The 22,626-nt window shown below is 65.1% G+C and carries 22 protein-coding genes and 3 riboswitches; of the genes, 11 read left to right on the top strand and 11 right to left on the bottom strand.

Translation table 11 applies throughout. The features are described from left to right. Positions 1–2: 2 nt before the first annotated feature. From poxB to AC3WJM_RS16955, 7 genes are all read right to left on the bottom strand, one after another. A complete protein-coding gene (gene poxB / locus AC3WJM_RS16985; RefSeq protein ID WP_492272463.1) occupies positions 3–1,739 on the bottom strand; it encodes a ubiquinone-dependent pyruvate dehydrogenase in 1,737 nt (578 codons plus the stop codon). 109 nt (positions 1,740–1,848) lie between these two features. Next, a complete protein-coding gene (locus AC3WJM_RS16980) occupies positions 1,849–2,250 on the bottom strand; it encodes a YccF domain-containing protein (protein ID WP_059389916.1) in 402 nt (133 codons plus the stop codon). A gap of 64 nt (positions 2,251–2,314) precedes the next feature. Next, positions 2,315–3,391, bottom strand: a complete 1,077-nt coding sequence (locus tag AC3WJM_RS16975; protein ID WP_492272462.1) for an ATP-dependent DNA ligase — start codon at positions 3,389–3,391, stop codon at positions 2,315–2,317. Between the two features lie 65 nt (positions 3,392–3,456). Continuing rightward, positions 3,457–3,933 (bottom strand): hypothetical protein, encoded by a 477-nt coding sequence (locus tag AC3WJM_RS16970; RefSeq protein ID WP_492272461.1) that lies wholly within the window; start codon positions 3,931–3,933, stop codon positions 3,457–3,459. A gap of 138 nt (positions 3,934–4,071) precedes the next feature. Then, positions 4,072–4,533 carry an SRPBCC family protein gene (locus AC3WJM_RS16965; RefSeq protein ID WP_059389913.1) on the bottom strand — a complete coding sequence of 154 codons (462 nt, stop codon included), beginning with the start codon at positions 4,531–4,533 and terminating at the stop codon, positions 4,072–4,074. Beyond that, positions 4,530–4,880, bottom strand: a complete 351-nt coding sequence (locus AC3WJM_RS16960; protein WP_059389912.1) for an ArsR/SmtB family transcription factor — start codon at positions 4,878–4,880, stop codon at positions 4,530–4,532. The genes AC3WJM_RS16965 and AC3WJM_RS16960 overlap by 4 nt, the downstream gene beginning before the upstream one ends. A 227-nt stretch (positions 4,881–5,107) precedes the next feature. Then, entirely contained in the window at positions 5,108–5,704 is a 597-nt protein-coding gene (locus tag AC3WJM_RS16955; protein WP_284991894.1) for a phosphoribosylanthranilate isomerase, read from the bottom strand. Positions 5,705–5,837: 133 nt separating this feature from the next. Between AC3WJM_RS16955 and AC3WJM_RS16950 the strand changes: the two genes are divergently transcribed. The 5 genes from AC3WJM_RS16950 (at position 5,838) to AC3WJM_RS16930 (ending at position 9,098) form a co-directional block, all read left to right on the top strand. Beyond that, the gene (locus AC3WJM_RS16950; protein WP_284991893.1) at positions 5,838–6,488 is read left to right on the top strand and encodes a HutD/Ves family protein; all 651 of its coding nucleotides are present in this window, start codon (positions 5,838–5,840) and stop codon (positions 6,486–6,488) included. 76 nt (positions 6,489–6,564) lie between these two features. After that, positions 6,565–6,630, top strand: a riboswitch (guanidine-III (ykkC-III) riboswitch). A gap of 9 nt (positions 6,631–6,639) precedes the next feature. Then, entirely contained in the window at positions 6,640–6,954 is a 315-nt protein-coding gene (locus AC3WJM_RS16945) for a DMT family transporter (protein ID WP_059389910.1), read from the top strand. 2 nt (positions 6,955–6,956) lie between these two features. Continuing rightward, on the top strand, positions 6,957–7,322 hold the full coding sequence (locus AC3WJM_RS16940; protein ID WP_059389909.1) for a DMT family transporter: 366 nt from the start codon (positions 6,957–6,959) through the stop codon (positions 7,320–7,322). A gap of 69 nt (positions 7,323–7,391) precedes the next feature. Continuing rightward, positions 7,392–8,411 (top strand): aldo/keto reductase, encoded by a 1,020-nt coding sequence (locus AC3WJM_RS16935; protein ID WP_492272460.1) that lies wholly within the window; start codon positions 7,392–7,394, stop codon positions 8,409–8,411. Between the two features lie 36 nt (positions 8,412–8,447). Continuing rightward, positions 8,448–9,098: an MBL fold metallo-hydrolase gene (locus AC3WJM_RS16930; RefSeq protein WP_492260283.1), complete on the top strand. Its 651-nt coding sequence runs from the start codon at positions 8,448–8,450 to the stop codon at positions 9,096–9,098. 37 nt (positions 9,099–9,135) lie between these two features. On the opposite strand, the gene AC3WJM_RS16925 is transcribed toward AC3WJM_RS16930, so the two are convergent. Further along, positions 9,136–10,869 carry a DEAD/DEAH box helicase gene (locus AC3WJM_RS16925; RefSeq protein WP_284991890.1) on the bottom strand — a complete coding sequence of 578 codons (1,734 nt, stop codon included), beginning with the start codon at positions 10,867–10,869 and terminating at the stop codon, positions 9,136–9,138. A 415-nt stretch (positions 10,870–11,284) separates the two neighbouring features. On the opposite strand from AC3WJM_RS16925, the gene AC3WJM_RS16920 reads away from it, so the two are divergent. Further along, positions 11,285–12,040 (top strand): SAM-dependent methyltransferase, encoded by a 756-nt coding sequence (locus tag AC3WJM_RS16920; protein ID WP_492272459.1) that lies wholly within the window; start codon positions 11,285–11,287, stop codon positions 12,038–12,040. Here the strand turns inward: AC3WJM_RS16920 and AC3WJM_RS16915 are convergent. Beyond that, the gene (locus AC3WJM_RS16915; RefSeq protein ID WP_492260280.1) at positions 12,037–13,521 is read right to left on the bottom strand and encodes an MFS transporter; all 1,485 of its coding nucleotides are present in this window, start codon (positions 13,519–13,521) and stop codon (positions 12,037–12,039) included. The genes AC3WJM_RS16920 and AC3WJM_RS16915 overlap by 4 nt on opposite strands. A gap of 152 nt (positions 13,522–13,673) precedes the next feature. Between AC3WJM_RS16915 and AC3WJM_RS16910 the strand changes: the two genes are divergently transcribed. Both AC3WJM_RS16910 and AC3WJM_RS16905 read left to right on the top strand, forming a co-directional pair. Beyond that, complete coding sequence (locus AC3WJM_RS16910) at positions 13,674–14,939, top strand: alkaline phosphatase family protein (protein ID WP_492272458.1); 1,266 nt, start codon at positions 13,674–13,676, stop codon at positions 14,937–14,939. After that, positions 14,936–16,087: an alkaline phosphatase family protein gene (locus AC3WJM_RS16905; protein WP_284991886.1), complete on the top strand. Its 1,152-nt coding sequence runs from the start codon at positions 14,936–14,938 to the stop codon at positions 16,085–16,087. Before AC3WJM_RS16910 ends, AC3WJM_RS16905 begins: the two co-directional genes overlap by 4 nt. Here the strand turns inward: AC3WJM_RS16905 and AC3WJM_RS16900 are convergent. After that, positions 16,084–17,130 (bottom strand): Lrp/AsnC family transcriptional regulator, encoded by a 1,047-nt coding sequence (locus AC3WJM_RS16900; RefSeq protein ID WP_492272457.1) that lies wholly within the window; start codon positions 17,128–17,130, stop codon positions 16,084–16,086. The genes AC3WJM_RS16905 and AC3WJM_RS16900 overlap by 4 nt on opposite strands. Positions 17,131–17,273: 143 nt before the next feature. Here AC3WJM_RS16900 and AC3WJM_RS16895 point away from each other — a divergent pair, with 143 nt between their 5' ends. Both AC3WJM_RS16895 and AC3WJM_RS16890 read left to right on the top strand, forming a co-directional pair. Continuing rightward, a complete protein-coding gene (locus AC3WJM_RS16895; RefSeq protein ID WP_492272456.1) occupies positions 17,274–18,494 on the top strand; it encodes a M20 metallopeptidase family protein in 1,221 nt (406 codons plus the stop codon). Between the two features lie 28 nt (positions 18,495–18,522). Beyond that, positions 18,523–19,815, top strand: a complete 1,293-nt coding sequence (locus AC3WJM_RS16890; RefSeq protein ID WP_307055425.1) for an MFS transporter — start codon at positions 18,523–18,525, stop codon at positions 19,813–19,815. A gap of 81 nt (positions 19,816–19,896) precedes the next feature. Here AC3WJM_RS16890 and AC3WJM_RS16885 read toward each other — a convergent pair whose 3' ends face one another. After that, positions 19,897–21,183 carry an MFS transporter gene (locus tag AC3WJM_RS16885; RefSeq protein WP_492272455.1) on the bottom strand — a complete coding sequence of 429 codons (1,287 nt, stop codon included), beginning with the start codon at positions 21,181–21,183 and terminating at the stop codon, positions 19,897–19,899. 102 nt (positions 21,184–21,285) lie between these two features. Here AC3WJM_RS16885 and trmB point away from each other — a divergent pair, with 102 nt between their 5' ends. Beyond that, positions 21,286–22,209 (top strand): tRNA (guanosine(46)-N7)-methyltransferase TrmB, encoded by a 924-nt coding sequence (trmB, locus tag AC3WJM_RS16880; protein ID WP_492272454.1) that lies wholly within the window; start codon positions 21,286–21,288, stop codon positions 22,207–22,209. An 86-nt stretch (positions 22,210–22,295) separates the two neighbouring features. Further along, positions 22,296–22,394, top strand: a riboswitch (glycine riboswitch). Position 22,395: 1 nt separating this feature from the next. Beyond that, a riboswitch (glycine riboswitch) is annotated at positions 22,396–22,499 on the top strand. The last annotated feature ends 127 nt before the right edge of the window (positions 22,500–22,626 follow it).

Below are 22,626 nucleotides of genomic sequence, written 5' to 3'. Positions count from 1 at the left end.
GGCTAGAAAATCTGGCGGATATTGGTCTTCGCGAGGTCGATGAGCTGGTCGCCGCGGCCGGAGAGTACCGTCCGGATCGCGTAGAGCGTGAAGCCCTTGACCTGCTCGGCACTGATCGCCGGCGGAATGGACAGTTCCTGCCGGGCCGTGCGGACGTCGATGAGGGCCGGACCGTCGTGCGCGAAGGCTTCAGCCAACCCCGCCTTCAACCCGGAGGAGTTGTCCACCCGGATTCCGCGGATGCCCAGCGATTCTGCCAGTTTGGCGAAGTCCGGATTCTCGAGCTCAGTGCCGAAATTGACGAATCCGGCGGCCTTCATTTCGAGCTCCACGAAGTTCAGCGAGGAGTTGTTGAAAACCACCACTTTGACCGGGAGCTTGTTCTGCACCAAGGTGATCAGCTCGCCGAGAAGCATGGTCAGGCCGCCGTCCCCCGCGAGGGCCACCACCTGGCGCCCGGGATACGCGGCCGCCGCACCGATTCCGTGCGACAGTGCATTGGCCATGGTTCCGTGGTTGAACGAGCCGAGCAGCCGGCGTCGGCCATTCATGCTCAGGTACCGGGCCGCCCACACGGTGGGGGACCCGACGTCGCACGTGAAAACCGTATCCGGGCCGGCCAACTCATCCACGAGCCTGCCCACGAACTGCGGGTGGATCGGCTGGCCGTCCTTCGCCGGCGAAGCCAGGTCATCGAGTTTGGCGCGCGACTTGGCGTAATGCTTGAGCGAGGTACTCAGGTGTGTGCGCTTTACCTTGCGCTCGATCAAGGGCAGAAGCGAGGCTGCAGTGTCCCTGACCGTGCCCACCAGGCCAAGATCGATCCGGGACCGCCGGCCGAGTTGCTCGCCCCTGATATCCACCTGGATGATCTTTGCGTTCTCCGGGTAGAACTGTTGGTACGGAAAATCGGTGCCCAGCATGAGCAAGGCTTCGCAGCTCTCCATCGCGCGATAGCCGGAACTGAAGCCCAAAAGGCCGGTCATGCCGACGTCGAACGGGTTGTCGTATTCGATGTGCTCCTTGCCGCGCATGGCGTGGACGATCGGCGCGCCCAGTGCGTCCGCCAGGCCCATGACCTCGGCGTGCGCACCCGCGCTGCCGGCACCGGCCAGGATGGTGACTTTGCCGGCCGCGTTGAGGATGTCCGCTGCCTCGGCGAGCTCCCGGGGGTTGGGCCGGATCTCCGGCCGGGCGGCCCGGATCACGGAGGTCCGGTCACTCCGCGCCTCCGCGAGGGCCACGTCACCGGGAATCACGACGACGGCGACGCCCCGCTTCTCGACGGCCGTCCGCATGGCGATTTCCAAGACCCTGGGCATCTGGGAAGGATGCGCGACGTGCTCGACATAAACGCTGCACTCCCGGAACAACTCCTGGGGATGCGTCTCCTGGAAGTACTGGCTGCCGATCTCTTCGCTGGGAATGTGGGCGGCGATGGCCAGCACCGGAACCCTGGACTTGTTGGCATCGTAGAGGCCGTTGATCAGGTGAAGGTTGCCCGGGCCGCAGGATCCGGCGCACACCGCGAGTTCATCCGTGAGGCCCGCCTCGGCGGCGGCCGCTAGCGCCGCGGCTTCCTCGTGCCGGACGTGCACCCAACGGATGCTCTCCTCTTCCCGCAGCGCGTCCGTGAAACCGTTCAGCGAATCCCCGGGGATCCCGTAGACGCGTTGGACATTGTTGGCTTTGAGGGTGGAGACGATGTTCTTGGCAACAGTGTTCCTGGCGGCGGACATGGACTGTTCCTTTCGAGGGGAGGCAGTGCAGACACCGCCTACGCTACTCCGGAACACTCCATGGCGCCCGCTGCCCGACGCCGGGGTTCGGGTGGCCGGCGTCGCCGTGCTAGCGGTAGGTGCTGACGAACGGTCGGTTGCTCGGCACGATCTGCTTGCCCAGCGGCATGAGCGATACCGGAATGAGCTTCAGGTTGGCTATGGCCAGCGGGATCCCAACGATGGTGATGGCCATGGCGAAGGCCGTGACCACGTGCCCGATCGCGATCCAAATGCCCGCGACCAGCAACCAGATGACATTGCCTAGGAGCGTAAAGACGCCCCCGCTCCCGGGCTTGTCCACCACCATGCGGCCAAACGGCCACAGCGTGTACGAGGCAATCCGGAACGACGCGATGCCCCACGGGATGGTGACGATCAACAAGCAGCAGACGATTCCGGCCATGAAATATCCCAAGGCCAGGACGAAGCCGCCGAAGACGAGCCAGATGATGTTGAGCAGCGTTTTCATATCTCCCATTGTCCCTTGCTGGATGCGGCCTGGGCCTAAGGGTTCGCCCTGAAATCCCCCTGATTTATGGTTTCCCGGTGTCCAGGACCGCTGACAAATCGAACTTCACGGGTTCCTCAAGCTGCTCATAGGTGCACGACTCCGGATCCCTGTCCGGCCGCCACCGCACGAACTGCGTTGTGTGCCTGAACCGTTCCCCTTCCATATGGTCGTAAGCCACTTCCACCACGAGTTCTGGCCGCAGGGGCGTGAACGACAGGTCCTTTCCTGCGCTCCAGCGGCTCCCTTCGGCGTTGCGGGGTGTCCGGCTGCCTTCCTCCTGCTCGGCCCATGCCCAGGGATGCCCCTCGAACCCGGTCACGAGGGGTTGGAGTTCGTCGAACAGTTCCTTGCGCCGCTGCATCGAGAAGGATCCCACCACGCCCACGTTGGAAAGCCTGCCGCCGTCGTCATAAAGCCCCAACAATAGCGAACCAATAAGATCGTCACCCGTCTTATGAACCCGGTAGCCGGCCACGACGCAGTCGGCGGTCCGCTGGTGTTTGACCTTGAACATCACGCGCTTGTCCGGTTGGTAGGTACCATCCAGCGGCTTGGCGAGCAGGCCGTCCAGGCCTGCGCCCTCGAACTGGTTGAACCACTGCTCCGCAGTTCCCTTGTCCCGGGTTGCCGCAGTGAGGTGGATGGGAGCGGCGGCGTCTGCGAGCGCTTGTTCAAGCGCTGCCCGCCGTTCGGCGAAGGGCCGTCCCGTGAAGTCCTCATCGCCAAGGGCGAGCAGGTCGAAGGCCACGAATTTCGCCGGCGTCTGCTCGGACAACAGCTTGACCCTGCTGGCTGCCGGATGGATGCGTTGCTGGAGGGCTTCAAAGTCCAAGCGGTCACCGGACTTGCCGACCAGGATGATCTCGCCGTCGAGGACGCAGCGTTCCGGCAGGTTTGCCTTCAACGCCTCGATGAGCTCCGGGAAGTACCGGTTCATCGGCTTCTCGTTGCGACTACCGATTTCGACGTCGTCACCGTCACGAAAAACGATGGAGCGGAAACCATCCCATTTGGGTTCGTAGCTCATGGCGCCATCCGGGACGGCACCAACCGCCTTGGCAAGCATGGGTGCGACAGGAGGCATGACTGGCAGCTGCATGAAGCCATTCTTGCCGCGGCAACGGGACTGCGCTAGCTGTTCATTCGCTTAAGTGGATAAAACCGCTAGTTGCAGTTGGCGCTCAGCCAAGTGGTAACGGGAGCCATCGCCTTTTCGAACTTGCCGCTTGAGTAGACGGTCTGGTCTTTCAAGCCGGCAATCGCAGTGTCCTTGAGGTTGGTGAAATCAGCCTTGAGCGCGTCCGGGACACGATCCGCCGTTGCGGCGAGCTCGGCCTTGTATTGCTCCAGCTCGGCGGTCTTGCCTTGCGCCGCCGACATTGGCAACAACGACGCTCCCGTAGCTTCTTTGGAGATGGTGGAGCACATTTCGGCCGCCGACGCGAAGCCCCCGAATGGCCCCGATGATGGAGTCGGGCTTGCACTTGCGGATGCCGGGTCGCCCGTGGAAGAGGACGACGGCGTGCCCGCCGCTGCGGATCCCCCTCCTGGTGTGGAGCAGCCGGACAGCGCCAGTGCGGCGAAGAGGGCGACTGTCAGGTATCGGATAGGGCCGTTAAGAAGTTTGGAAGAAATTTTCAAAGGTCGCATTCTGCTTGATCGTCGGTCTCCGGAACCGTTCGGTCTCCAGAGCAATGGCATTCTGTCCCCGCCGTGGAGTGTAGCCCGGATGGGCACCGACCTTCCAAGTTGACTTCGGCCCCCTTTTGGACCGCTTCCCTATTCCCGCACCAGCAACGTGTCCAGTTTGGTGAACGAGGTGCCCCATCCCTCGCGGGTCATGTCCACCCATTCGTCGGAGTCAAAGGGGCCCTGGGTGAGATGAAGCCGGGTGCGGCCGCCATCCAGTACCTCGAACTCAAGGCGCATTTCCAGCAAGAGTGTGATTCCGGCGTCGGGCTCTGCTTTCTGGGTGGCGACCAGCAGGGCGGGCGGGTCGTATGCGGTGATGACCGCGTCGATGGGTGATTCCTTGGCGACCCCGTTCTCGTCCCAGGTCATGACGAGCTGCCAGGCTCCGCCCACACGAGGGTCGACGACGATCCGCTCGCGCGGCGAATCCACTCCGACAGGCCCGAACCATGCGGCGAGCTGCTCGGGGTCCACAAAGGCGTCGAAGACGAGCTCGCGTGGCGCATCGAAATCGCGGGTCATGGTAAGGATGTGCTGTTCGGTGTTCATGGTTTGACTCCTGGATCCTCTGAATCGTGCTGAATCTTGCGTAGGTGGGCGTCGAGGCGGGTAAAACTGGCGTCCCAGAAGCGCCTGTATTTGTCCATCCACTCGGTGGCTTCGCGCAGTGGTTCCACTTCAAGCTTGGAAGACCTCCACTGCGCACTCCGGCTCCGGCTGATCAGCCCTGCTTTTTCCAGGACTTTGAGATGCCGGGAGACGGCGGGAAGGCTGATGTCGAACGGTTCGGCAAGCTCGTTCACGGTGGCGTCACCCTCCGAAAGCCGGGCCAAAATGGCCCTTCGTGTGGGGTCGGCAAGTGCCGAGAAGATGAGACTGAGCCGGTCTGTGGACATTTCTTGCGCCTTTATATTTAACATCCCGGTTAATTAGCCGATGTGTTAAATATGCGACGACGGACGGCGGCTGTCAAGGGCTTCTTGCGGCGCTCGCTCACTTTTGGGGGCAAAACCGCAGACGCCCGCTCACATCATCCGAGCGAGCGTTTGGCGAAAGGGCGTTAAAGGTGAGCGAGCGTTGGGGGGAAAGGCGTTAAAGGTGAGCGCGCGTCGGGGGGGGGACGTCAGGCTTTGGCGGCTTGGACGAAGGCGCGCACGAGGTCGAGGTCCTTGACTCCGCGGGAGGACTCCACGCCGCTGGACACGTCGACGCCCCAGGCCTCGGCTTCGAGCGCCGCGGCTCCGACGTTGGACGGGGTCAATCCTCCGGCCAACAACCAGTGGCGCGCACCAAGGCCCAGGTTCCGGACCGAGGCATAGTCCCATGCCTCGCCCGATCCCGGCACGGCGGCGTCGATCAGGAGAAGTTCCTCGCCCCACTCTTCGAACTCGTGCGGGGCGGCACCCATGGTGACGGCCCGGATAAGCCGCATGCCGGCGTCGTGCACGGTCTTAACGTCTTCCGGCGCGCGGCTTCCGTGGAGCTGGACCCACTCGAGGCCGGCTTCGAGCGCGGTTGCGACGGCATCGGCGGCTGTCTCGTGGCGGAAGACCCCGACGGCGGCGACACCTTCCGGTACATGGGCCAGTAGATCCCGGGCACGGCCGGGCGATACCTCGCGCGGGCTCTTCGTCAGCACGAAACCTACGGCGTCCGCGCCTGACTCGACAGCGGCCTGCACGGATTCGGGCGTGCTCAAACCACACACTTTGACGAACATGCCGCGCCTCCAACCGTTTCCCTCCCTACGACGTTAGCAAGGGCCTCCGGGATTGTTGAACCGCACCAAGATTGCACCGATGTTACGCGAGCGTTCAGCCGGCCAACCGCGGGCCCGGGCTAGGCTGGAGCGCATGGAGATCATCCGCTTTGCCGAGCTCAAACCCGAACCGTGGCGCAACGGAGGCGGGGTGACCCGCGAACTCGCCAGTCATCCGAAAGTGGCATCGGCGCAGGACGGAGCATGGGACTGGCGGGTCAGCATCGCCGACGTCGGATCGGCCGGCGATTTCTCGACGTTCCCCGGCATGGAGCGCGTCATCACCGTGATCGACGGCGAATTGCTGCTGCTCACGGTGGACGGCGAAGAGCACCCCTTGGAAAAGTACCGGCCTTTCCGGTTTTCCGGCGAGGCGGCTTCGGCCAGCGCACTCCCGACCGGCGACATCCGGGACCTCAATGTGATCGCCAGGGCCGGCGAATTCAAGGGCTACACGTCCATCATCGAGCTCTCCAAGAAGCGCGCACACCCGGTGTTCCAAGGTCAGTTGGCAGTCCTTTTGGAGGGCAAGGCTTCTGTTAGTCCCGGCGCGGAGCCCGCGGAATCGGCTGTGTCCGGGGACGGCCCGGATGGTGGAACTGCCGCCGCGCCTGCAGAGCCCCAGTCTGTGGAACTCGCGCGCTACGACGCGGTAGTAGGTTCCGATACCCGCAGCCCGGAAATCCTGGGCCGTGGCTTCCTCGCTGTCATCTCCATCGACCGCGTGGAGCATGCGCACTCCTAGTCCCAGCGGCGACATGTCCCTTGGTGAGGCTCGCCACCAAAGCTGGCCACCCGGCGTCGGGATTTGCTAGCCTCGAAGGAAGGCCCGCAGAGGGACCTCCGGACGACGGTTCAGTACCCGGCACGCGACAAGACTGGCCAAAGGATCTGTCATGTCGTGGTTAATCCTCATTCTGTCCGGCGCTCTAGAGGCCGTCTGGGCCGCAGCTCTCCACCGCTCCAAGGGCTTCCGCAAGCCGCTGCCCTCAGCCGTCTTCCTCGTCACCGTGGTTGCGAGTACCGCGGGCCTGGCCTTCGCGATGCAATCCATCCCCACCGGAACCGCGTATGCGGTGTGGGTGGGAGTCGGCGTCGTCCTCACGGCGGCATACGCGATGATCACCAAAGTTGAGCGCCCGACGGCGGCCCGGCTGCTCCTGCTCGCCGGAATCGGTGTGTGCGTGGTCGGCTTGAAAGTGGTGGCGTAGCCATGACCGCCAAGTTCGCATGGGCCATTCTGCTGGCCTCCGCCGTGCTCGAAGCTGTATGGGCGACGGCTCTCGGGCTGTCCGACGGCTTCAGCGAAGCCCTCCCCACCGTGGTCTTCGCCGTCACGGCAAGCCTCAGCATGATCGGACTCGGCATCGCAGTAAAACGGATTCCCCTGGGCACGGCGTACGCCGTCTGGGTCGGGATCGGGGCAGCACTGACCGTTGGCTGGGCGATGGCCACCGGCGTCGAACCGGCCAGCCCGCTCAAGCTGCTGTTCATTGCGGGAATCGTGGGTTGCGCGGCCGGGTTGAAGGCCCTTCCCACGGAGAAGCGTGAAGAAGTGAGCGAGCCCGCCCAACGATAAGCGCGGAATACTCCCCCGCGCCACGGGGTTGCCAGCAGTGAGACGAACACTCGGCGAAGGAGAAGCACCATGAGCCCGGAAACCACGAACGTACAACTCGGTGACGGCCTGACCGTGAGCCCCCTCGGTTTCGGCGGGATGGCATTGACCCCCGTGTACGGCGAGGTGGATCCCGCCGAATCCCTCAAGACGCTGCATCACGCCGTGGATGCAGGCATCAGCTTCATTGACACCGCCGACATTTACGGCGCGGGCGACAACGAAGAACTGATCGCGAAGCTGCTGAGGGACCGACGCGACGAGGTTCAGTTGGCCACCAAGTTCGGCATCGTGGGCAACCCGCGCGAGGGCTACACCGATGTCCGGGGAGATACCGCGTACGTGGCCCAGGCGGCGGAAGCGAGCCTCCGCCGCCTGGGCACCGACGTCATCGACCTCTACTACATGCACCGCCGCGACCTCCGCGTTCCGATTGTGGAAACCGTGGAGGCCATGGCAGAGCTTGTCCGGGCTGGCAAAGTCCGGCACCTTGGCCTGTCGGAAGTGACAGCCGAGGAGCTGAGGGAAGCCAACACCGTGCACCCGATCGCAGCCGTGCAAAGCGAGTGGTCCATCTGGAGCCGGGACGTTGAGCGCAACGTCGTCCCGACCGCGGCAGAGCTGGGTGTGGGCTTCGTACCCTATTCGCCGCTTGGCCGGGGATTCCTCACCGGCACCGTCAGCGCCGAGCAACTCGGCGAGAACGATTTCCGGCACCGCATCCCCCGTTTTGCGGACGGCGCACTCGACGCCAACCAGGCAGTTGTTGCCGCAGTGCGGGCCGTGGCCGCCGAGCTGTCCGAGAGCACCGGCCGGGAGGCAACTCCCGCCCAGGTGGCTCTGGCCTGGCTTTACGCCCAGGGCCGCCGCCTCCAGCTCAGCGTGGTCCCCATCCCCGGAACGCGCAAAGCGCACCGCCTCGATGAGAACCTGGGTTCCTTGTCGCTCGAGTTGAGTGCCGCCCAACTGGACGTGCTCGACGGCGCCGCGGACGCCGTCGTCGGCTCACGGTCCGCGGATCCCACCTGGGTTTCACAGGGCCGCGAGTAGTCGGTGAGCCGCAGGCGGCTTCCGTAGAGTGGACGAATGGACTCACTCATTCATTCACTGCGTGACATCACCATCCGGCGAATCTCGGTCAGCGAGATGAACAACAACGTGTACCTGCTCACCGCCAAGGCAAGCGGCGCGCAACTCCTGATCGACGCCGCGGACGACCTTCCGGCGATCCAAGCAATGCTTGCGGAGTCGGTCGCCGACGCCGCATCGCCACCGAAACTTGCCCTCATCGCCACCACCCACCAGCATTGGGACCACGTCCGCGCGCTGCCCGGGTTAGTGGAAGCTACGGGCGCGAAGACCTCGGCCGGAGTGGACGACGCCGACGCGCTCCCAGTGCCCGTGGACGTGCAGTTGCACCATGGGGACGTGGGAAACTTCGACGGTTTCGACATCACCGCTGTGCACCTGCGCGGCCACACCCCGGGTTCGATCGCCTACGTGTACCTGGACCCCGAAGGGCCAGCGCACATTTTCAGCGGCGACTCGTTGTTCCCCGGAGGAGTTGGCAACACGCAGAACGATGCCGCCCGCTTCACGTCGCTGTTGAACGATGTGAGCGAACGTCTGTTCGAGGCCTACCCGGACGACACCGTGGTGCATCCGGGCCATGGAGATCCGACCACGCTCGGTGCAGAGCGGCCACACCTTGCGGAATGGCGCGAACGCGGGTGGTAGTCCCTACGGGGACGGGAGCCCCTAGACCCCGCGCGGCTTAGCGGCCGCGGCGCTCGTTCGACGCCGGAGCCGAGGCACGGCGCGGGCCGCTGCGGGCCGGACGACCGGCACCTGAATTGCCCGAGCCCGAGCCGTAGGAGCCACCGGAGTTGCCACCCGTGTTCGAGGACCAGACAGCTTTGTTGCCACCGGTGCGCGTTGAAGTTGCGGATTCCGTGCGCGGGGCCGACGCCGAGCGGTTGCCCGCGGCTGCACGCTGGCCGGTTGCCGGACGGCCGCTGCGACCACCCTGCGCACCTTGGCCACGAGCAGCAGGAACGTCGTTGCGGTGAGCGGAAGCTGCGTTGCCGCGTCCACGCGTGCTGCGGGCGACGTCGTCGTTCGCTGCTGCGCGGCGCTCGGCGCGGTTGATGTCGGTGCGCACGGGCTCGGCCGCAACCTTGCCACGGCCACCGCGACCACCACGGCCACCCGCAGTGGGTGCAGCCTGGGTGGTGCGGCGGTTGCGCTTGCGCTGGGCGTTGGCACCGGTGGATGTGCCGCCGCCCGGCTGCTGGGTCTTCGCTGCGAGCAGTGCCGCACGGGTGCGGGGATCAACCTTGTCGGCGACCTGGCCCACGAGCTCGGCAATCAGGGGAGAGTTGGCCGTGACACGTTCGAACGAGACGTCGACGCCGGCAGCCTTCATGAGCTTCTTGACGTCGGACTGTTGCTCGGGGAGCGTCAGCGTCACCACGGTGCCGTCGGAACCTGCGCGGGCCGTACGGCCTGAGCGGTGCAGGTAAGCCTTGTGCTCTGTGGGCGGGTCGACGTGGATGACGAGTTCGACGTCGTCGACGTGCACGCCGCGGGCCGCGACGTCGGTGGCCACCAGGACCCGGACCTCACCGCTGGAGAACTCGGCGAGGTTGCGGTCACGGGCATTCTGCGACAGGTTGCCGTGAAGATCGACGGCAGGGATGCCGCAGTCGGTCAGGGTCTTGGCGAGCTTGCGGGCGTGGTGCTTGGTCCGCATGAAGAGGACGCGGCGGCCGGCGCCGGAGGCCAGCTCGACAATCAGCTGCTTCTTGACGGTCTGGTCGTTGACCACCAGGACGTGGTGCTCCATGGTGGTGACGGCGGCCTGGGGGTCGTCCACGGAGTGGGTCAGCGGGTTGGACAGGTAACGGTTGACCAGTTTGTCAACACCGTTGTCCAACGTCGCAGAGAAGAGCAGGCGCTGGCCCTGGGTGGGGGTCATGTCCATGAGCTTCTTGACCACCGGGAGGAAGCCGAGGTCTGCCATGTGGTCGGCCTCGTCCAGGACCGTGATCTCGACGGCTTCGAGGGTCAGGATGCGCTGGCGGATGAGGTCCTCGAGGCGGCCCGGGCAAGCGATGACGATGTCGACGCCGGCGCGCAGCGCCTTTTCCTGGCGTGCCTGCGAGATGCCGCCGTAGATGACCGTGGTGTTCAGGCCCATGGCCTTGGCCATCGGTTCGATGGTGGCGTTGATCTGGGTGGCCAGCTCACGGGTCGGCGCGAGGACCAGTCCCATGGGGCGGCCGGGCTTGCGGAAGTGCTTGGCTTCGCGCTCGGCGAGACGTGCCACAAGCGGGATAGCGAAAGCGATGGTCTTGCCGGAGCCGGTGCGGCCACGGCCCAGGACGTCGCGGCCTGCGAGCGTATCCGGGAGGGTCTTGACCTGGATGGGGAAAGCTTCTTCAATGCCATCTGCAGCGAGGGACTCGGCGATGGCCTTGGGCGTGCCAAGGGCAGCAAAAGTAGTCATGTGTTTCAAGGGTCTTTCTGGCGGTGTCCAACGGACATCGTCCCCCGACGCCGGTTGGGCCAAGGGTTCGCCGAGGAAAAAGTCAGTGATCGACCGGTAGGCAATAAGCCGTGGCCGGGACCAGAGAAAACGCGTTCATCGACGCAGGATGTGCCTCTCACATGAAAAAAGCCCACTTCCCAAGTTTGGAACCAAGCCAAATTCGGGGACTAAGCGGGCATCACTGCACATCAAGTAGATCTATTCTAGCATCCGCGGGCCGCGGGCCTTTCCACAGGGTACTTTCATGCGGTCCCCGTCCCCCAACTAGCTCGCAGTTGTTGTCGTTTTGAGGGCTTATAACGACAACAACTGCGAGTCAGTTGGGTGGGTACAGGCGTTGCCTCGCGGGGGCACCTCGGGGCAGGCTTGAGCCATGACGCACCAGCACGACGGCGGAGCCCACCTTCACGGCGAAATCCACGACAGCGGAGCCCACCTTCACGGCGAAATCCACGACAGCGGAGCCCACCTTCACAGCAACCCTGACCAGGACGCCGACCCGGCGCAGTTTTGGGACGAGGTCTACCGGGAGAAGGCGAAGAGGTGGAGCGGGAATCCCAATCCGCAGCTCATCGCGGAAGCCAAGGGACTGGCTCCCGGCACCGCCCTGGATCTCGGCTGCGGGGAGGGTGCGGACGCCATCTGGCTCGCCCAGCATGGCTGGACGGTGACCGCGGTGGACGTCTCCGCCGTCGCGCTCGAACGGGCAGAAGCCCATGCCGTCGACGTCGGGCTACCGGACCGGATCACGTGGCTGCAACGGAATTTCGGCTCGTGGCACCCGGAAGCGGGCTTCGATCTGGTGTCCTCCCAATTCCTGCATTCTCCGCTTCTTCCGTGGCGCGATTTCCTGGCCTCGGCCGCGGCGGCCGTGGCTCCCGGCGGCGCTTTGTTGGTTGTCGGGCATCATCCGGATGGCCTGACTCCGTGGAGCGGGCACAAGGACATGAAAGACAAGTTCTTCACTCCCGAGGACTTGGTCGAGGCGCTCACAAACGGTCCGGGGACGTGGCGGATCAACGTTGCCGATTCCCGCGAACGCGCGGTGACGGGCCCTGACGGCCAACACGCCACCACCATCGACAGCGTGCTCCGGGCCACCCGGACATCCGGGGCTCACACGTCCTAGGCCCGCACGTCGTCCGCTTCGGCTGCGCGGTGCGCCTCGGCGTCCACCGCATGTTCAGCACCAGAAGGCCGCCGGGCCGCGACCCGTGGCGCAATGACGAGCCCGACGACGGCGATGGCCGACGTCAGGACGAACACCCCCGCGAAGGAACCCGCCGTCGTCGTCAGCGCACTGAAGACGAGACCCGTCACGGCGAGCGAGAGGGCGCCGCCGAGGGAATCGGAGATGGACATCGCAGAACTGTTGAAGCCTTGATCCTCGGGCTTGGAGAGCGCCAGGGTCATGACACTCAACCGCGGGTACATCAGGCCCATCCCGGCGCCCGCGAACAGCCAGCCCGCAATCGCCACTCCGGCGGGCCACGCGAGCACCGTGGTCACGAGGACGATGACCACCGAACCGAGCACCAGCGCAGACCCGATCTTGACTGCAAGGGCGTTGCCGAGCCGGGAACCCATGCGGCCCTGGACCGCGGACGCCGCTGCCCAGGCAATCGCCGATCCCGTCAGCGCAAGTCCGGCGAATGCCGGGGAGAACGAGTACCGCTCCGTGAGGAGGTACGGCACGTAAACCTCGGTACCGAAGAAGGCTGCTGAGGCAACTCCGCGCATGAGGATGACGCTTGGCAATCCGCGGTGCGCGCCGAGCGTGCCGCGCGGGACCAGCGGCCGCACTGCCAGCATGGCGATGACGAGCGCGACGGCGGCGATCATCCATCCGACGCCGGGCAGCTGTCCGGAGAGGTTCAGGCCGAGAACCGCAAGGGCGGCGAGCGCGGCCCACCCCATGCGGCCGAAGGCCCAGGGAACATCGGCGCCTCCAGGCTTCGCCTCTCCGGCGCCCGCCTTGGGGGAGCCTGGCTCCGAGGAGCCCGCCTCCCGCGCGTCCGGCGTGGACCGCACCCCCCGCATGGCGGGAAGGATCATTGCCAAGGCCGGAACCACCAAACCCACGACCCCGAGGAACACCCAGTGCCAACTGCTCAACTCGGCAACCACGCCGGCGGCGAAGGGACCGATCATCGAGGGAATGACCCAGGCCGCCGAGAACGCGGCAAAGACTTGGGCATGCAACCTGGCGGGGTAGACCCGGGCGATCACCACATACAGCGCCACGGTCATGGCGCCTCCGCCGAGGCCTTGGACCAGCCTGCCGGCCACGAGCATCTGCATGGAAAGCGCGGTACCGGCGATGAGCAGCCCGGCCGCGAACAGCGCAACGGATGCGTACAGCGGGGCGGCCGGCCCACGCCTGTCCGCCCAGTTTCCTGCGGCCACCATGCCGATCACGCCCGTGGCGAGCGGACCGGCGAAGGCCAACGCATAGAGTCCGGCACCGTCCAGATCGCGGCTCACGAGCGGCATGATGGTAGTGACGGCCATGGATTCGAACGCTGCCAGGAAGACCAACGCACAGGCACCCGCCGTCGCCAGGAGATAGGGGCGTTGCAGTATGCCGGCTGTTGCGTCGTGGCTTGTCATCATCCCAGCCTAGAAGCCCAAACGAGTTTGGGGCCACCTTCAAAATCCATTCAAGTGATTAATATTCACCTGAAATTAACTCTGGGCAAACTCTGTACTAAATAGCCGACTATCGGTTGTTCCCGTAATCATTCCGTGATGCACTGCTTGGCGTGAACTTCACAAGACGCAACTTCCTGTCCGTTGCCGGATCTGCCACGGCTGCGACGCTTGTCAGCGGCGCCACTGTGAGGACCGTGCCCGCCGCAACCGCACTCCCACAGCCCGGTTCCTCAGGCATCGACCACATCATCGTGGTGATGATGGAAAACCGCTCGTTCGACCATTTCCTTGGCTGGATGCCTGGCGCGGATGGAAAACAGGCCGGACTGACGTTCGTTGACCGCTACGGCATTCCGCATACAACCCACCACCTGACGGATTTCCAGGGCTGTGGGCATCCGGACCCTGACCATTCCTACGAGGGCGGCAGGATCCAGTTCAACAACGGCAAGAACGACGGCTGGCTGCGGGCAGGCGAGAACGATGAATTCGCCGTGGGATACTACGATTCGAGCGACCTCGACTTCTGGCGCCAAGCGGGTCCCGACTGGACCGTCTGCGACCGCTATTTCGCAGCCACCCTCGCCGAAACGTATCCGAACCGCTTCTACCAGCACTCTGCTGCCACGGACAGGCTCCATAACTCGACCGTCACCAGCACCCTGCCCACGATCTGGGACCGCTTGGCAGCCGCCGGCGTTCAGGGAAAGTACTACTACGGCGACGTTCCCTTTACCGCCCTCTGGGGAACAAAGTACCTCGGCATCTCCAGGCCCTACGCCGAGTTCCTCAGCGACTGCAGTTCCGGCAAGCTGCCCTCGGTGTCCTTCGTGGATCCGCGCTTCACGGATGAGTCCAGCGGAACCTCCGGCGACGACCACCCGCACGCCGACATCCGCTCGGGCGAGCTCTTCCTGGCGGAGGTCTACAAAGCCGTGACCAAAAGCCCCAACTGGGCGAACACCATGCTGGTGGTCAACTACGACGAATGGGGCGGGTTCTACGACCACGTGCCACCGGAAACGGCACCGGACAGCAATCCGGATACCGCCCGGCGCGGCTTCCGCGTCCCGTCCATGGTCATTTCTCCGCGCGCCCGCAGGCAATACGTGGCGCATGATACCTACGACCACACCTCAATCCTGAAGGCCATCGAGTGGCGCTGGGGGCTTCAAGCCCTGACGCCTCGAGACAATGCCGCGCGCAACATCGCCGAAGTGCTTGATTTCCAATCAGCACCCAATTTGACCGCTCCCACGTACCTCGTGCCGCCTTATGCCGCCGGACCGGCCTGCTCGCCTGTCGGGCCGCCGGCGGAGGAAGAGTGGGCCGGCCTGAAACAGAAAGCACTTGCGGACGGATGGACCCTGCCATGACCTTCAAGAACTTCGCCATTTCCAAGATGCGGCTCGGATTCGCTGCGCTGCTGGTCGTCCTGCTGGGCGCCTCCTGCATCGCCTTCGGATTGCAGCAGACCGAGGCACAAGCGAGCGAACCCCAAACCGTCCAGAGCTCCGGGTACCTCCCGGGAGCCAAGCACGTGTTCGTGATCAACCTCGAGAACAAGGGGTACGACACCACATGGGGACCGGGTTCGGCGGCACCGTACCTTTCCACCACACTGCGCAACCAAGGCGTCCTGCTGAACCAGTATTTCGGCACGGCACACAACTCGCAGCCGAACTACGTCGCCCAGATTTCCGGTCAAGGACCCAACCCGCAGATGCAGGCCGATTGCCAGACGTACTCCCCGTTCGCGAAGACCGGAACAGCAGATCCCGGCCAGGCCGTTGGGGACGGCTGCGTTTTCCCCGCCGATGTGCCCACGGTGGCGGGCCAGTTGACGGCAGCCGGGAAGACCTGGAAGGGCTACATGGAGGACATGGGCACGCCGTGCCGCCACCCGGCCCTCGGCGCACCCGATGACACCCAGAAAGCAAGGGTCGGGGACCAGTACGCGGCCCGCCACAACCCCTTTGTCTACTTCGCGGGGATCACGGGATCGCCGGACTGTGCGAAGAACAACGTGGACCTCGGAGCCCTGAAGACCGATCTCGCTTCGGTCTCCACCACGCCCAACCTGTCCATGATCACGCCGAACCTTTGCCATGACGGACACGACTCCCCCTGCGTTGACGGACAGCCCGGCGGCCTGACCAGCGCCGATGCCTGGCTAAAGCAGTACGTTCCGCTGATCACCTCGTCTCCCGCCTTCCGCCAGGACGGCGTCCTGGTGATCACCTTCGACGAATCCGACAGCCCCCAATCAGACGCTTCCGCGTGTTGCGGCGAGGGCCCCGGGCCCAACTCCCCGCTTCCCGGGATTGTCGGACAGGGCGGCGGCCGGGTGGGCGCTTTGGTCATCTCCCCCTTCACCAAGGGCGGCACCTGGTCCACCACGCCGTACAACCACTACAGTCTGCTGGCCAGCATTGAAGACACCTTCGGCCTCCCGTATCTCGGCTACGCAGGCACCCCTGGGCTGAACCGCTTCGGACTAGACGTCTACAACGCCGGCCTCTAAGCCAAGCCGACGGCGGCGGTCGGCACGACGGCGGCGGTCGGCACGACGGCGCCGGTCGCCGTCGAGTCCGGGTTCAGCATCCAGCCGACCCGCTTGGCCGTGCTGAGCATCACGACGCTTTCGACGAGTTCGATCCCGGGAATGCGTTGCTGGATGGCGAGTTCCATCTCCATGACCTCGGCCAGCGAGCGCAGCCACATGATGATCACAAAGTTGGTGCTGCCGGTGGTGGAGGCCGTGAATCTGACGTTCCTGACGGCCCGCAACTCGGCGGCCGCGGCCTCGTGCTGGCCTGCTGGGACATTCGCGAACCATTGGCACGTCATGGGATAGCCGGAGAATTGCTGGGCGATTTCGCAACGGAAGGACAGCATCCGGCTCGCGAGCACCCGGCCGAGCTGCCGTTGCACCGTTGCAGGGTGCCGCCCCAGTGCGCGTGCGATTTCCGCGGCCGAAGCCCGTCCGTCCCGGGCGAGGAAGGGAAAGAGCTCCATATGGCTCGCCGGCAACGGGGTGACCTGCGCGTAAGGGGCGGACGGATTGAGCGCTTCCGGCCCGGCGAGGGCGCGGAGGGCCTGCTGCTCCGCCCGGCTCAGGACGTTGAGCCGCCACGCATAGCCGCTCGTGTGGATCCGGGTGCAGAGCGAGGTCCGGTATTTGGTGAGCCCCCGGATTTCCTTGAGCTGGGGCAATAGCCGGCTGCTGAACTCACCGAGGTCCTGGGTGATCACGGTCAGCATGAGGTCACGGTTGCTGGCAGCCTCCTCGACCGTGATGATCTCCGGAATTGCCGCGAGCGCGGCCGTTACCTCTGGCCTGAGGTGCATTTCGCAGTCCACGTCCAACAGGGCAAGGCAGGCATGCTTGGGGTCGCCCATGAGGTGCGCCGTGGTCCAAGCGGCTCCGGATTCCCGCAGGCGGTCCCATCGGGAGGCCAACGTGGTGGCGTGGACGCCCAGGACCTCCGCGGCGTCGGACCAACTGATCCGCGGCGAGATCTGGAGGGCATTGATCAGCCGGAGGTCCTCTTCACTGAGTTCCATCAGCGATCCTCTCCTAGTCGATGCGCGATTCTTGTTAATTCTGGCATGTTCCTGAATTTTTACAGGGCTTTGGAAGATTGTGAGGCTAGTCACTCCACAATGGCTATGGATACCTACCAATCGTTCAGGAAACAGGAGAACAGATGTCGATCGCCTCAGACGCCCAAGAGATGCAGGGAGAAATCGCCCGGTTCCGCCACGAGCTCCACCAGGAACCGGAAATCGGCCTGGACCTCCCGCGCACCCAGGAAAAGGTGCTCAAGGCGCTCGACGGACTCCCGTACGAAATCACCCTTGGCGAGAGCACGACGTCGGTCACCGCAGTCCTGCGGGGCGGGGCGGCGCACGCCTCAGCGCAGAAGCCGGCTGTGTTGCTCCGTGCCGACATGGACGGACTCCCCGTCCAGGAGCGCACCGGCGTCGAGTTCTCCTCGAAGATCGACGGCGCCATGCACGCCTGCGGCCACGACCTCCACACGTCCATGCTCGCCGGAGCCGCAACCCTCTTGGCCGAGCGGCGCGACCAGCTGGCCGGCGACGTCGTCCTCATGTTCCAGCCCGGCGAGGAAGGCTTCGACGGCGCCGGCCACATGATCCGCGAAGGCGTCCTCGACGCCGCAGGCCGCCGTGTTGACGCCGCCTACGGCATGCATGTCTTCTCCTCACTGGAACCTCACGGCCAGTTCTGCACCAAAGCTGGCGTGATGATGAGCGCGTCGGACGGGCTCTTCGTCACGGTCCTGGGCGCAGGCGGCCATGGCTCGGCGCCGCATTCGGCCAAGGACCCCGTGACCGCGGCCGCGGAAATGGTGACGGCGCTGCAGGTCATGATCACGCGTCAGTTCAACATGTTCGATCCCGTAGTCCTGACCGTGGGCGTGCTTCAGGCAGGTACCAAGCGCAACGTCATCCCCGAATCCGCGCGTTTCGAAGCCACCATCCGCACATTCTCGGAAGCCTCCCGCGAGCGGATGATGACTGCGATTCCGCAGCTCCTCAAGGGCATTGCCTCCGCGCACGGCCTTGAGGTGGACGTCGACTACCGCGGCGAATACCCCATGACCGTCACTGACGAGGACGAGACGCACACCGCCGAGGACGTCATCTCGGGAATGTTCGGCGATTCCCGGCTCTCCCGCTGGGCCACGCCGATCAGTGGCTCGGAGGATTTCTCCCGGGTCCTGGCCGAAGTTCCGGGAACCTTCGTGGGCCTCAGCGCCGTGCCGCGGGGCGTGGACCACACCACCTCACCGTTCAACCACTCTCCCTACGCCACGTTCGACGACGGCGTCCTGTCCGATGGTGCGGCGCTCTACGCAGAGCTCGCGGTCTCTCGTATCGCCACTCTCGCCGCCGGCAACTAACCACCACCCCCAGACCTTGGAGCAAGACATGACCGCAACCGTAGGCGCTTCAGCCACAGCCCAGGTTCACAAGTCCCATCTGCGAACCCTCATCGGCACCGGCATCGGCAACGCCGTCGAATGGTACGACTGGGCCATTTACGCCACGTTCTCGCCCTTCATCGCCAGCGCGCTCTTCAGCAGCGCCGACCCCACGTCCGCGGTCCTCTCCACCTTGGCGATCTTCGCCGTCGGATTCGTGGCCCGGCCGTTCGGCGGCTTCGTCTTCGGCTGGATCGGCGACCGGATCGGCCGCAAGACGTCCATGACCATCGCCGTCGGCCTCGCGGCTGTCGGCAGCCTGTTGATCGGTATCGCCCCGACATTCCAGGCCGTTGGGGCCCTGGCATCCGTCATGCTCCTGGTGGCCCGCCTCATCCAGGGCCTCGCCCACGGTGGCGAGCTGCCGTCGTCGCAAACGTATTTGTCCGAAATGGCGCCCAAGGAAAAGCGCGGCTTCTGGGCGACCCTCATCTACACCTCCGGCACAGCCGGCATCCTTGCCGGGACGCTGCTGGGCGCCATCCTGACCGGTGTGCTGAGCAAGGCCGACATGAACGCCTGGGGCTGGCGCGTGCCGTTCCTGGTGGGAGGTGCCCTGGGCATCTACGCCCTGGTCATGCGAGCCAAAATGAAGGAGACCGAAGCGTTCCAAGCCGAAGCTCCGAAGGAAAAGCGCGAGCCCATGTGGCCGCAGATCGTCAAATACCGCAAGCAGGCCCTGCAGGTTATCGGGCTGACCGTCGGCCTCACCGTTGTCTACTACATCTGGGGCGTCGTGGCGCCGAGCTACGCGGCCAGCAGCCTCAAGATGGATCGTGGCGCAGCCTTGTGGGCCGGCGTCATCGGCAACGTCGCGTTCATCGCGTCGCTGCCGTTTTGGGGCAAGCTGTCCGACCGCATCGGCCGCAAGCCCGTGCTGATCGTGAGTTCCGCCGGGGCGGCTTTGCTGCACTTCCCCATGACGTGGCTCCTGAAGGACTCCCCTTGGCAGCTTGCCGTTTCGATGTCCGTGATGTTGTTTTTCATTGCCGGCAGCGCCTCGATTGTCCCGGCCGTGTACGCCGAACTGTTCCCGACCAAGATCCGCACCGTCGGCGTCGGCGTCCCGTACTCCATCTGCGTTGCGGTCTTCGGCGGGACGGCCCCGTACCTGCAGACGTGGCTCGGCAGCATCGGCCAAGCCAACATGTTCAACGTCTACGCCGTGATCCTGTTGGCCATCGGTATCGCCTTCGCCTTCATGATCCCGGAAACCAAGGGCAAGGACCTGACGCACTAACCTCCCCCGTTCGGACCCAACTGACTCGCAGTTAACGTCGTTTTGAGCCCTGAAAACGACAACAACTGCGAGTCAGTCGGGCTAGCCGACGTAGCGGTTCCGACCGGCGCGGAACCCGAAGAAGGCCGCCAGGGACCCCACCACGAGGAACAGGATGCCGGCTGCGGCGAAGCCACCGGTCGCTTGGTGCAACTGGCCGACCATCAGTGTTCCCGTGGAGCCCAAGCCATAGCCGACGCCCTGCATCATGCCCGAAAGGTGCGCGGCGGTGTGCGAATCGCGGGTACGCAGCATGATCATGGTCAACGCCACGGCCGTGAGGCTCCCCTGGCCAAGGCCCAACAGTCCGGTCCACACCCAGATCAGGTCCGTGGGGCCGAAAATGCTCAAGGCAAAGCCACCCCCGGTCATGAGCGCCACCACGGTGTTGATGACGCGCTGGTCCTTGAACCGGGCCGCTAGCCCCGGAGCAACGAACGAACCAAGCATCTGCAGGACAATCGACACCGACACGATCAAGCCGGCCGTCCCGCCGTCGATCCCGCGGTCACGCAGGATCGGCGCCAACCAGGCGAACACGCTGAAGGACATCATCGCCTGGAACACCATGAAGGCGGTGACCTGCCAGGCGACGGCGGAACGCCAGACGTTCGCACCGCCGTCGGCCGCGTTGTGGCGGACGGGGTGCTGGCGGATCGCCAGCGGCAGGAAAAGCAAAAGTACGACGGCGGCGGGCAGCGCCCAGAACCACAGCGCCGAGGTCCAGTGCCCGGCCGCCGTGAAGACGGGGTAGGTGAAACCGGCACCAAGCGCGGCAGACGCGCAAATCGCCGTCGTATACAGGCCGCCCATGAGTCCGAGCCGATGCGGGAAGTCGCGCTTGACCACGCCGGGCAGCAGCACGTTGCACAGGGCGATCGCGGCGCCGCACGCCGCGGTTCCGGTGAGCAGTGCGGGCAAGTGCCCCGCTCCGGCGAGGTCCACGGGTCGGATCAGCAGCCCCGCTGTCAGCACGGCCATCGCGCCGAGCAGCACCCTCTCGGCACCGAAACGGCGGGCCAGGATGGGCGCCAGCGGAGCGAAGACACCCAGCAAGGTCACCGGCACGGTGGTGAGGACAACCACCGCCCAGCCCGGCAGACCGGCGTCGGCGGTGACTTCCGGAAGGACAGCCGAAAAGCTCGAGAAGACCGTCCGCAGGTTCAGCCCGATGAGCACCAGGCAGATCCCCAGGAAGACGAGTCCGCCGCGCGTCTTGACCTGGGTGGGCTCGGCGGCGGGGAGCTCGTCGATCTCGGCGTCGACAAGTATCTCGGCGACGCCGGAGTGTGGCTTGGTGTTCTTGGGGGCGCTTGAAGCGGGGGTCACCAACCCATTCTGGCAGTCACTCCCGTGGGCGGGCGCCTCGTGACGGGAGAGTGCGCAGGTTCCGCCGCGGGCGTTTGGTCCTGCAACGGTATTCTGGAGGGGATGAGTGAAACCCCAGAATCCCCTGAAACACCGCAGTCTTCGCGCCCCGTGACCCCAGGGAGCCAGGCCTCCTTCGGCACCTACGGCGGCCGGCCGGTCAGTTTCGTGCGCCGCGGGACGCGCCTCCAGGGCCGCCGCCAGGCAGCGTGGGAAGAGCACTCGGACCGCTGGGCCATCCAGGTTCCGCGGCATGTCGCCAACACCTCGGTGCACCCGGACTACGTGTTCGACGCCGAAGCGGAGTTCGGGCGCAAGGCACCGCTGATCGTTGAAATCGGTTCGGGACTCGGCGACGCCGTATGCCACGCTGCGGAGGAGAACCCGGACAAGGACTTCCTCGCCGTGGAGGTCTACACCCCGGGCCTGGCCAACACCATGATCAAGATCAACAGCCGCGGGCTCAGCAACGTCCGGGTGGTCGAAGCCAACGCGCCCGAGGTCCTGGCTACCATGCTTCCTGCCGGTTCGGTGAGCGAGCTCTGGGTCTTCTTCCCCGACCCCTGGCACAAGTCCCGGCACCACAAACGCCGCCTCATCCAGCCCGCGTTCGCCGAACTCGCTGCGCGGTCCGTCAAGAAGGGTGGCCTGTGGCGGATCGCCACCGACTGGTCCAACTACGCCGTCCACGTCCGCGAGGTCCTGGCCGGCTCAACCGAGTTTGAAAACCTGCACGACGGCGAGCGGGCCGGCGCGGACAGCCCCCTCACCCAAGTGTGGGAATCCGGAGTCGAATCCATGGTGGGCGGGGCCCCCGTCAAGGAAGGCCGGGCACCGGTCAGCACCGAGCACACCGGCCCCAACGAGGGAGTGGACCACGTAGGCGGATGGGCTCCGCGCTTCGATGGCCGCATCCGCACCAGCTTCGAAAACAAGGCCCACGAGGCCGGGCGCATGATCTTCGACCTTAGTTACCGCAGGATTTAGCTTCACGAATGCTCACGTGCCCTTTGCGTGCCGCACAGGCACCGGATACCATGTGAGACGTGTCACCGGAAGGCGGCACACGCTTATGATCTGCGGCGGGAGAGCCCTGCCGGTACGTTTCAGCAGGCGCCGTAGGAGCAAATCCTCCCCAGGAATCTCTCAGGCCCATGTACCGCCGCGGCAAGGCAACTCTGGAAAGCAGCCCGGGCAACCGGACTCACCGACGGTGCAAGCGTCCAGCCGCAAGGCAGGGACGCGGAAACTCTCAGGTCCAATACAGAGCGGGGAGGAACCGAATCATCGTGGTGCGTCCGCGCCACCTGAATTATGGAGTTCCTCATGACCCTGGCACCTGAAGGCCGTAAGCTGCTGCGCGTTGAACAGCGCAACAAAGCCGTCCCGGTCGAACGCAAGCCC

The organism is Arthrobacter sp. FW306-1B-G06A (genome assembly GCF_058781765.1).
The sequence above is the reverse complement of the archived record's forward strand: the minus strand, read 5'-3'. Positions and strand labels throughout refer to the sequence as shown.

Excerpts from the sequence above, each read along its gene's own strand:
- AC3WJM_RS16965 (WP_059389913.1), bottom strand. The coding sequence starts at position 4,533 with ATGAACACCGAACAGCACATCCTTACCATGACCCGCGATTTCGATGCG.
- AC3WJM_RS16980 (WP_059389916.1), bottom strand. The coding sequence starts at position 2,250 with ATGAAAACGCTGCTCAACATCATCTGGCTCGTCTTCGGCGGCTTCGTC.
- AC3WJM_RS16905 (WP_284991886.1), top strand. The coding sequence starts at position 14,936 with ATGACCTTCAAGAACTTCGCCATTTCCAAGATGCGGCTCGGATTCGCT.
- AC3WJM_RS16925 (WP_284991890.1), bottom strand. The coding sequence starts at position 10,869 with ATGACTACTTTTGCTGCCCTTGGCACGCCCAAGGCCATCGCCGAGTCC.
- AC3WJM_RS16950 (WP_284991893.1), top strand. The coding sequence starts at position 5,838 with ATGGAGATCATCCGCTTTGCCGAGCTCAAACCCGAACCGTGGCGCAAC.
- AC3WJM_RS16930 (WP_492260283.1), top strand. The coding sequence starts at position 8,448 with ATGGACTCACTCATTCATTCACTGCGTGACATCACCATCCGGCGAATC.
- AC3WJM_RS16935 (WP_492272460.1), top strand. The coding sequence starts at position 7,392 with ATGAGCCCGGAAACCACGAACGTACAACTCGGTGACGGCCTGACCGTG.
- poxB (WP_492272463.1), bottom strand. The coding sequence starts at position 1,739 with ATGTCCGCCGCCAGGAACACTGTTGCCAAGAACATCGTCTCCACCCTC.
- AC3WJM_RS16900 (WP_492272457.1), bottom strand. The coding sequence starts at position 17,130 with ATGGAACTCAGTGAAGAGGACCTCCGGCTGATCAATGCCCTCCAGATC.
- AC3WJM_RS16945 (WP_059389910.1), top strand. The coding sequence starts at position 6,640 with ATGTCGTGGTTAATCCTCATTCTGTCCGGCGCTCTAGAGGCCGTCTGG.
- AC3WJM_RS16975 (WP_492272462.1), bottom strand. The coding sequence starts at position 3,391 with ATGCAGCTGCCAGTCATGCCTCCTGTCGCACCCATGCTTGCCAAGGCG.
- trmB (WP_492272454.1), top strand. The coding sequence starts at position 21,286 with ATGAGTGAAACCCCAGAATCCCCTGAAACACCGCAGTCTTCGCGCCCC.
- AC3WJM_RS16955 (WP_284991894.1), bottom strand. The coding sequence starts at position 5,704 with ATGTTCGTCAAAGTGTGTGGTTTGAGCACGCCCGAATCCGTGCAGGCC.
- AC3WJM_RS16915 (WP_492260280.1), bottom strand. The coding sequence starts at position 13,521 with ATGACAAGCCACGACGCAACAGCCGGCATACTGCAACGCCCCTATCTC.
- AC3WJM_RS16920 (WP_492272459.1), top strand. The coding sequence starts at position 11,285 with ATGACGCACCAGCACGACGGCGGAGCCCACCTTCACGGCGAAATCCAC.
- AC3WJM_RS16960 (WP_059389912.1), bottom strand. The coding sequence starts at position 4,880 with ATGTCCACAGACCGGCTCAGTCTCATCTTCTCGGCACTTGCCGACCCC.
- AC3WJM_RS16890 (WP_307055425.1), top strand. The coding sequence starts at position 18,523 with ATGACCGCAACCGTAGGCGCTTCAGCCACAGCCCAGGTTCACAAGTCC.
- AC3WJM_RS16895 (WP_492272456.1), top strand. The coding sequence starts at position 17,274 with ATGTCGATCGCCTCAGACGCCCAAGAGATGCAGGGAGAAATCGCCCGG.
- AC3WJM_RS16940 (WP_059389909.1), top strand. The coding sequence starts at position 6,957 with ATGACCGCCAAGTTCGCATGGGCCATTCTGCTGGCCTCCGCCGTGCTC.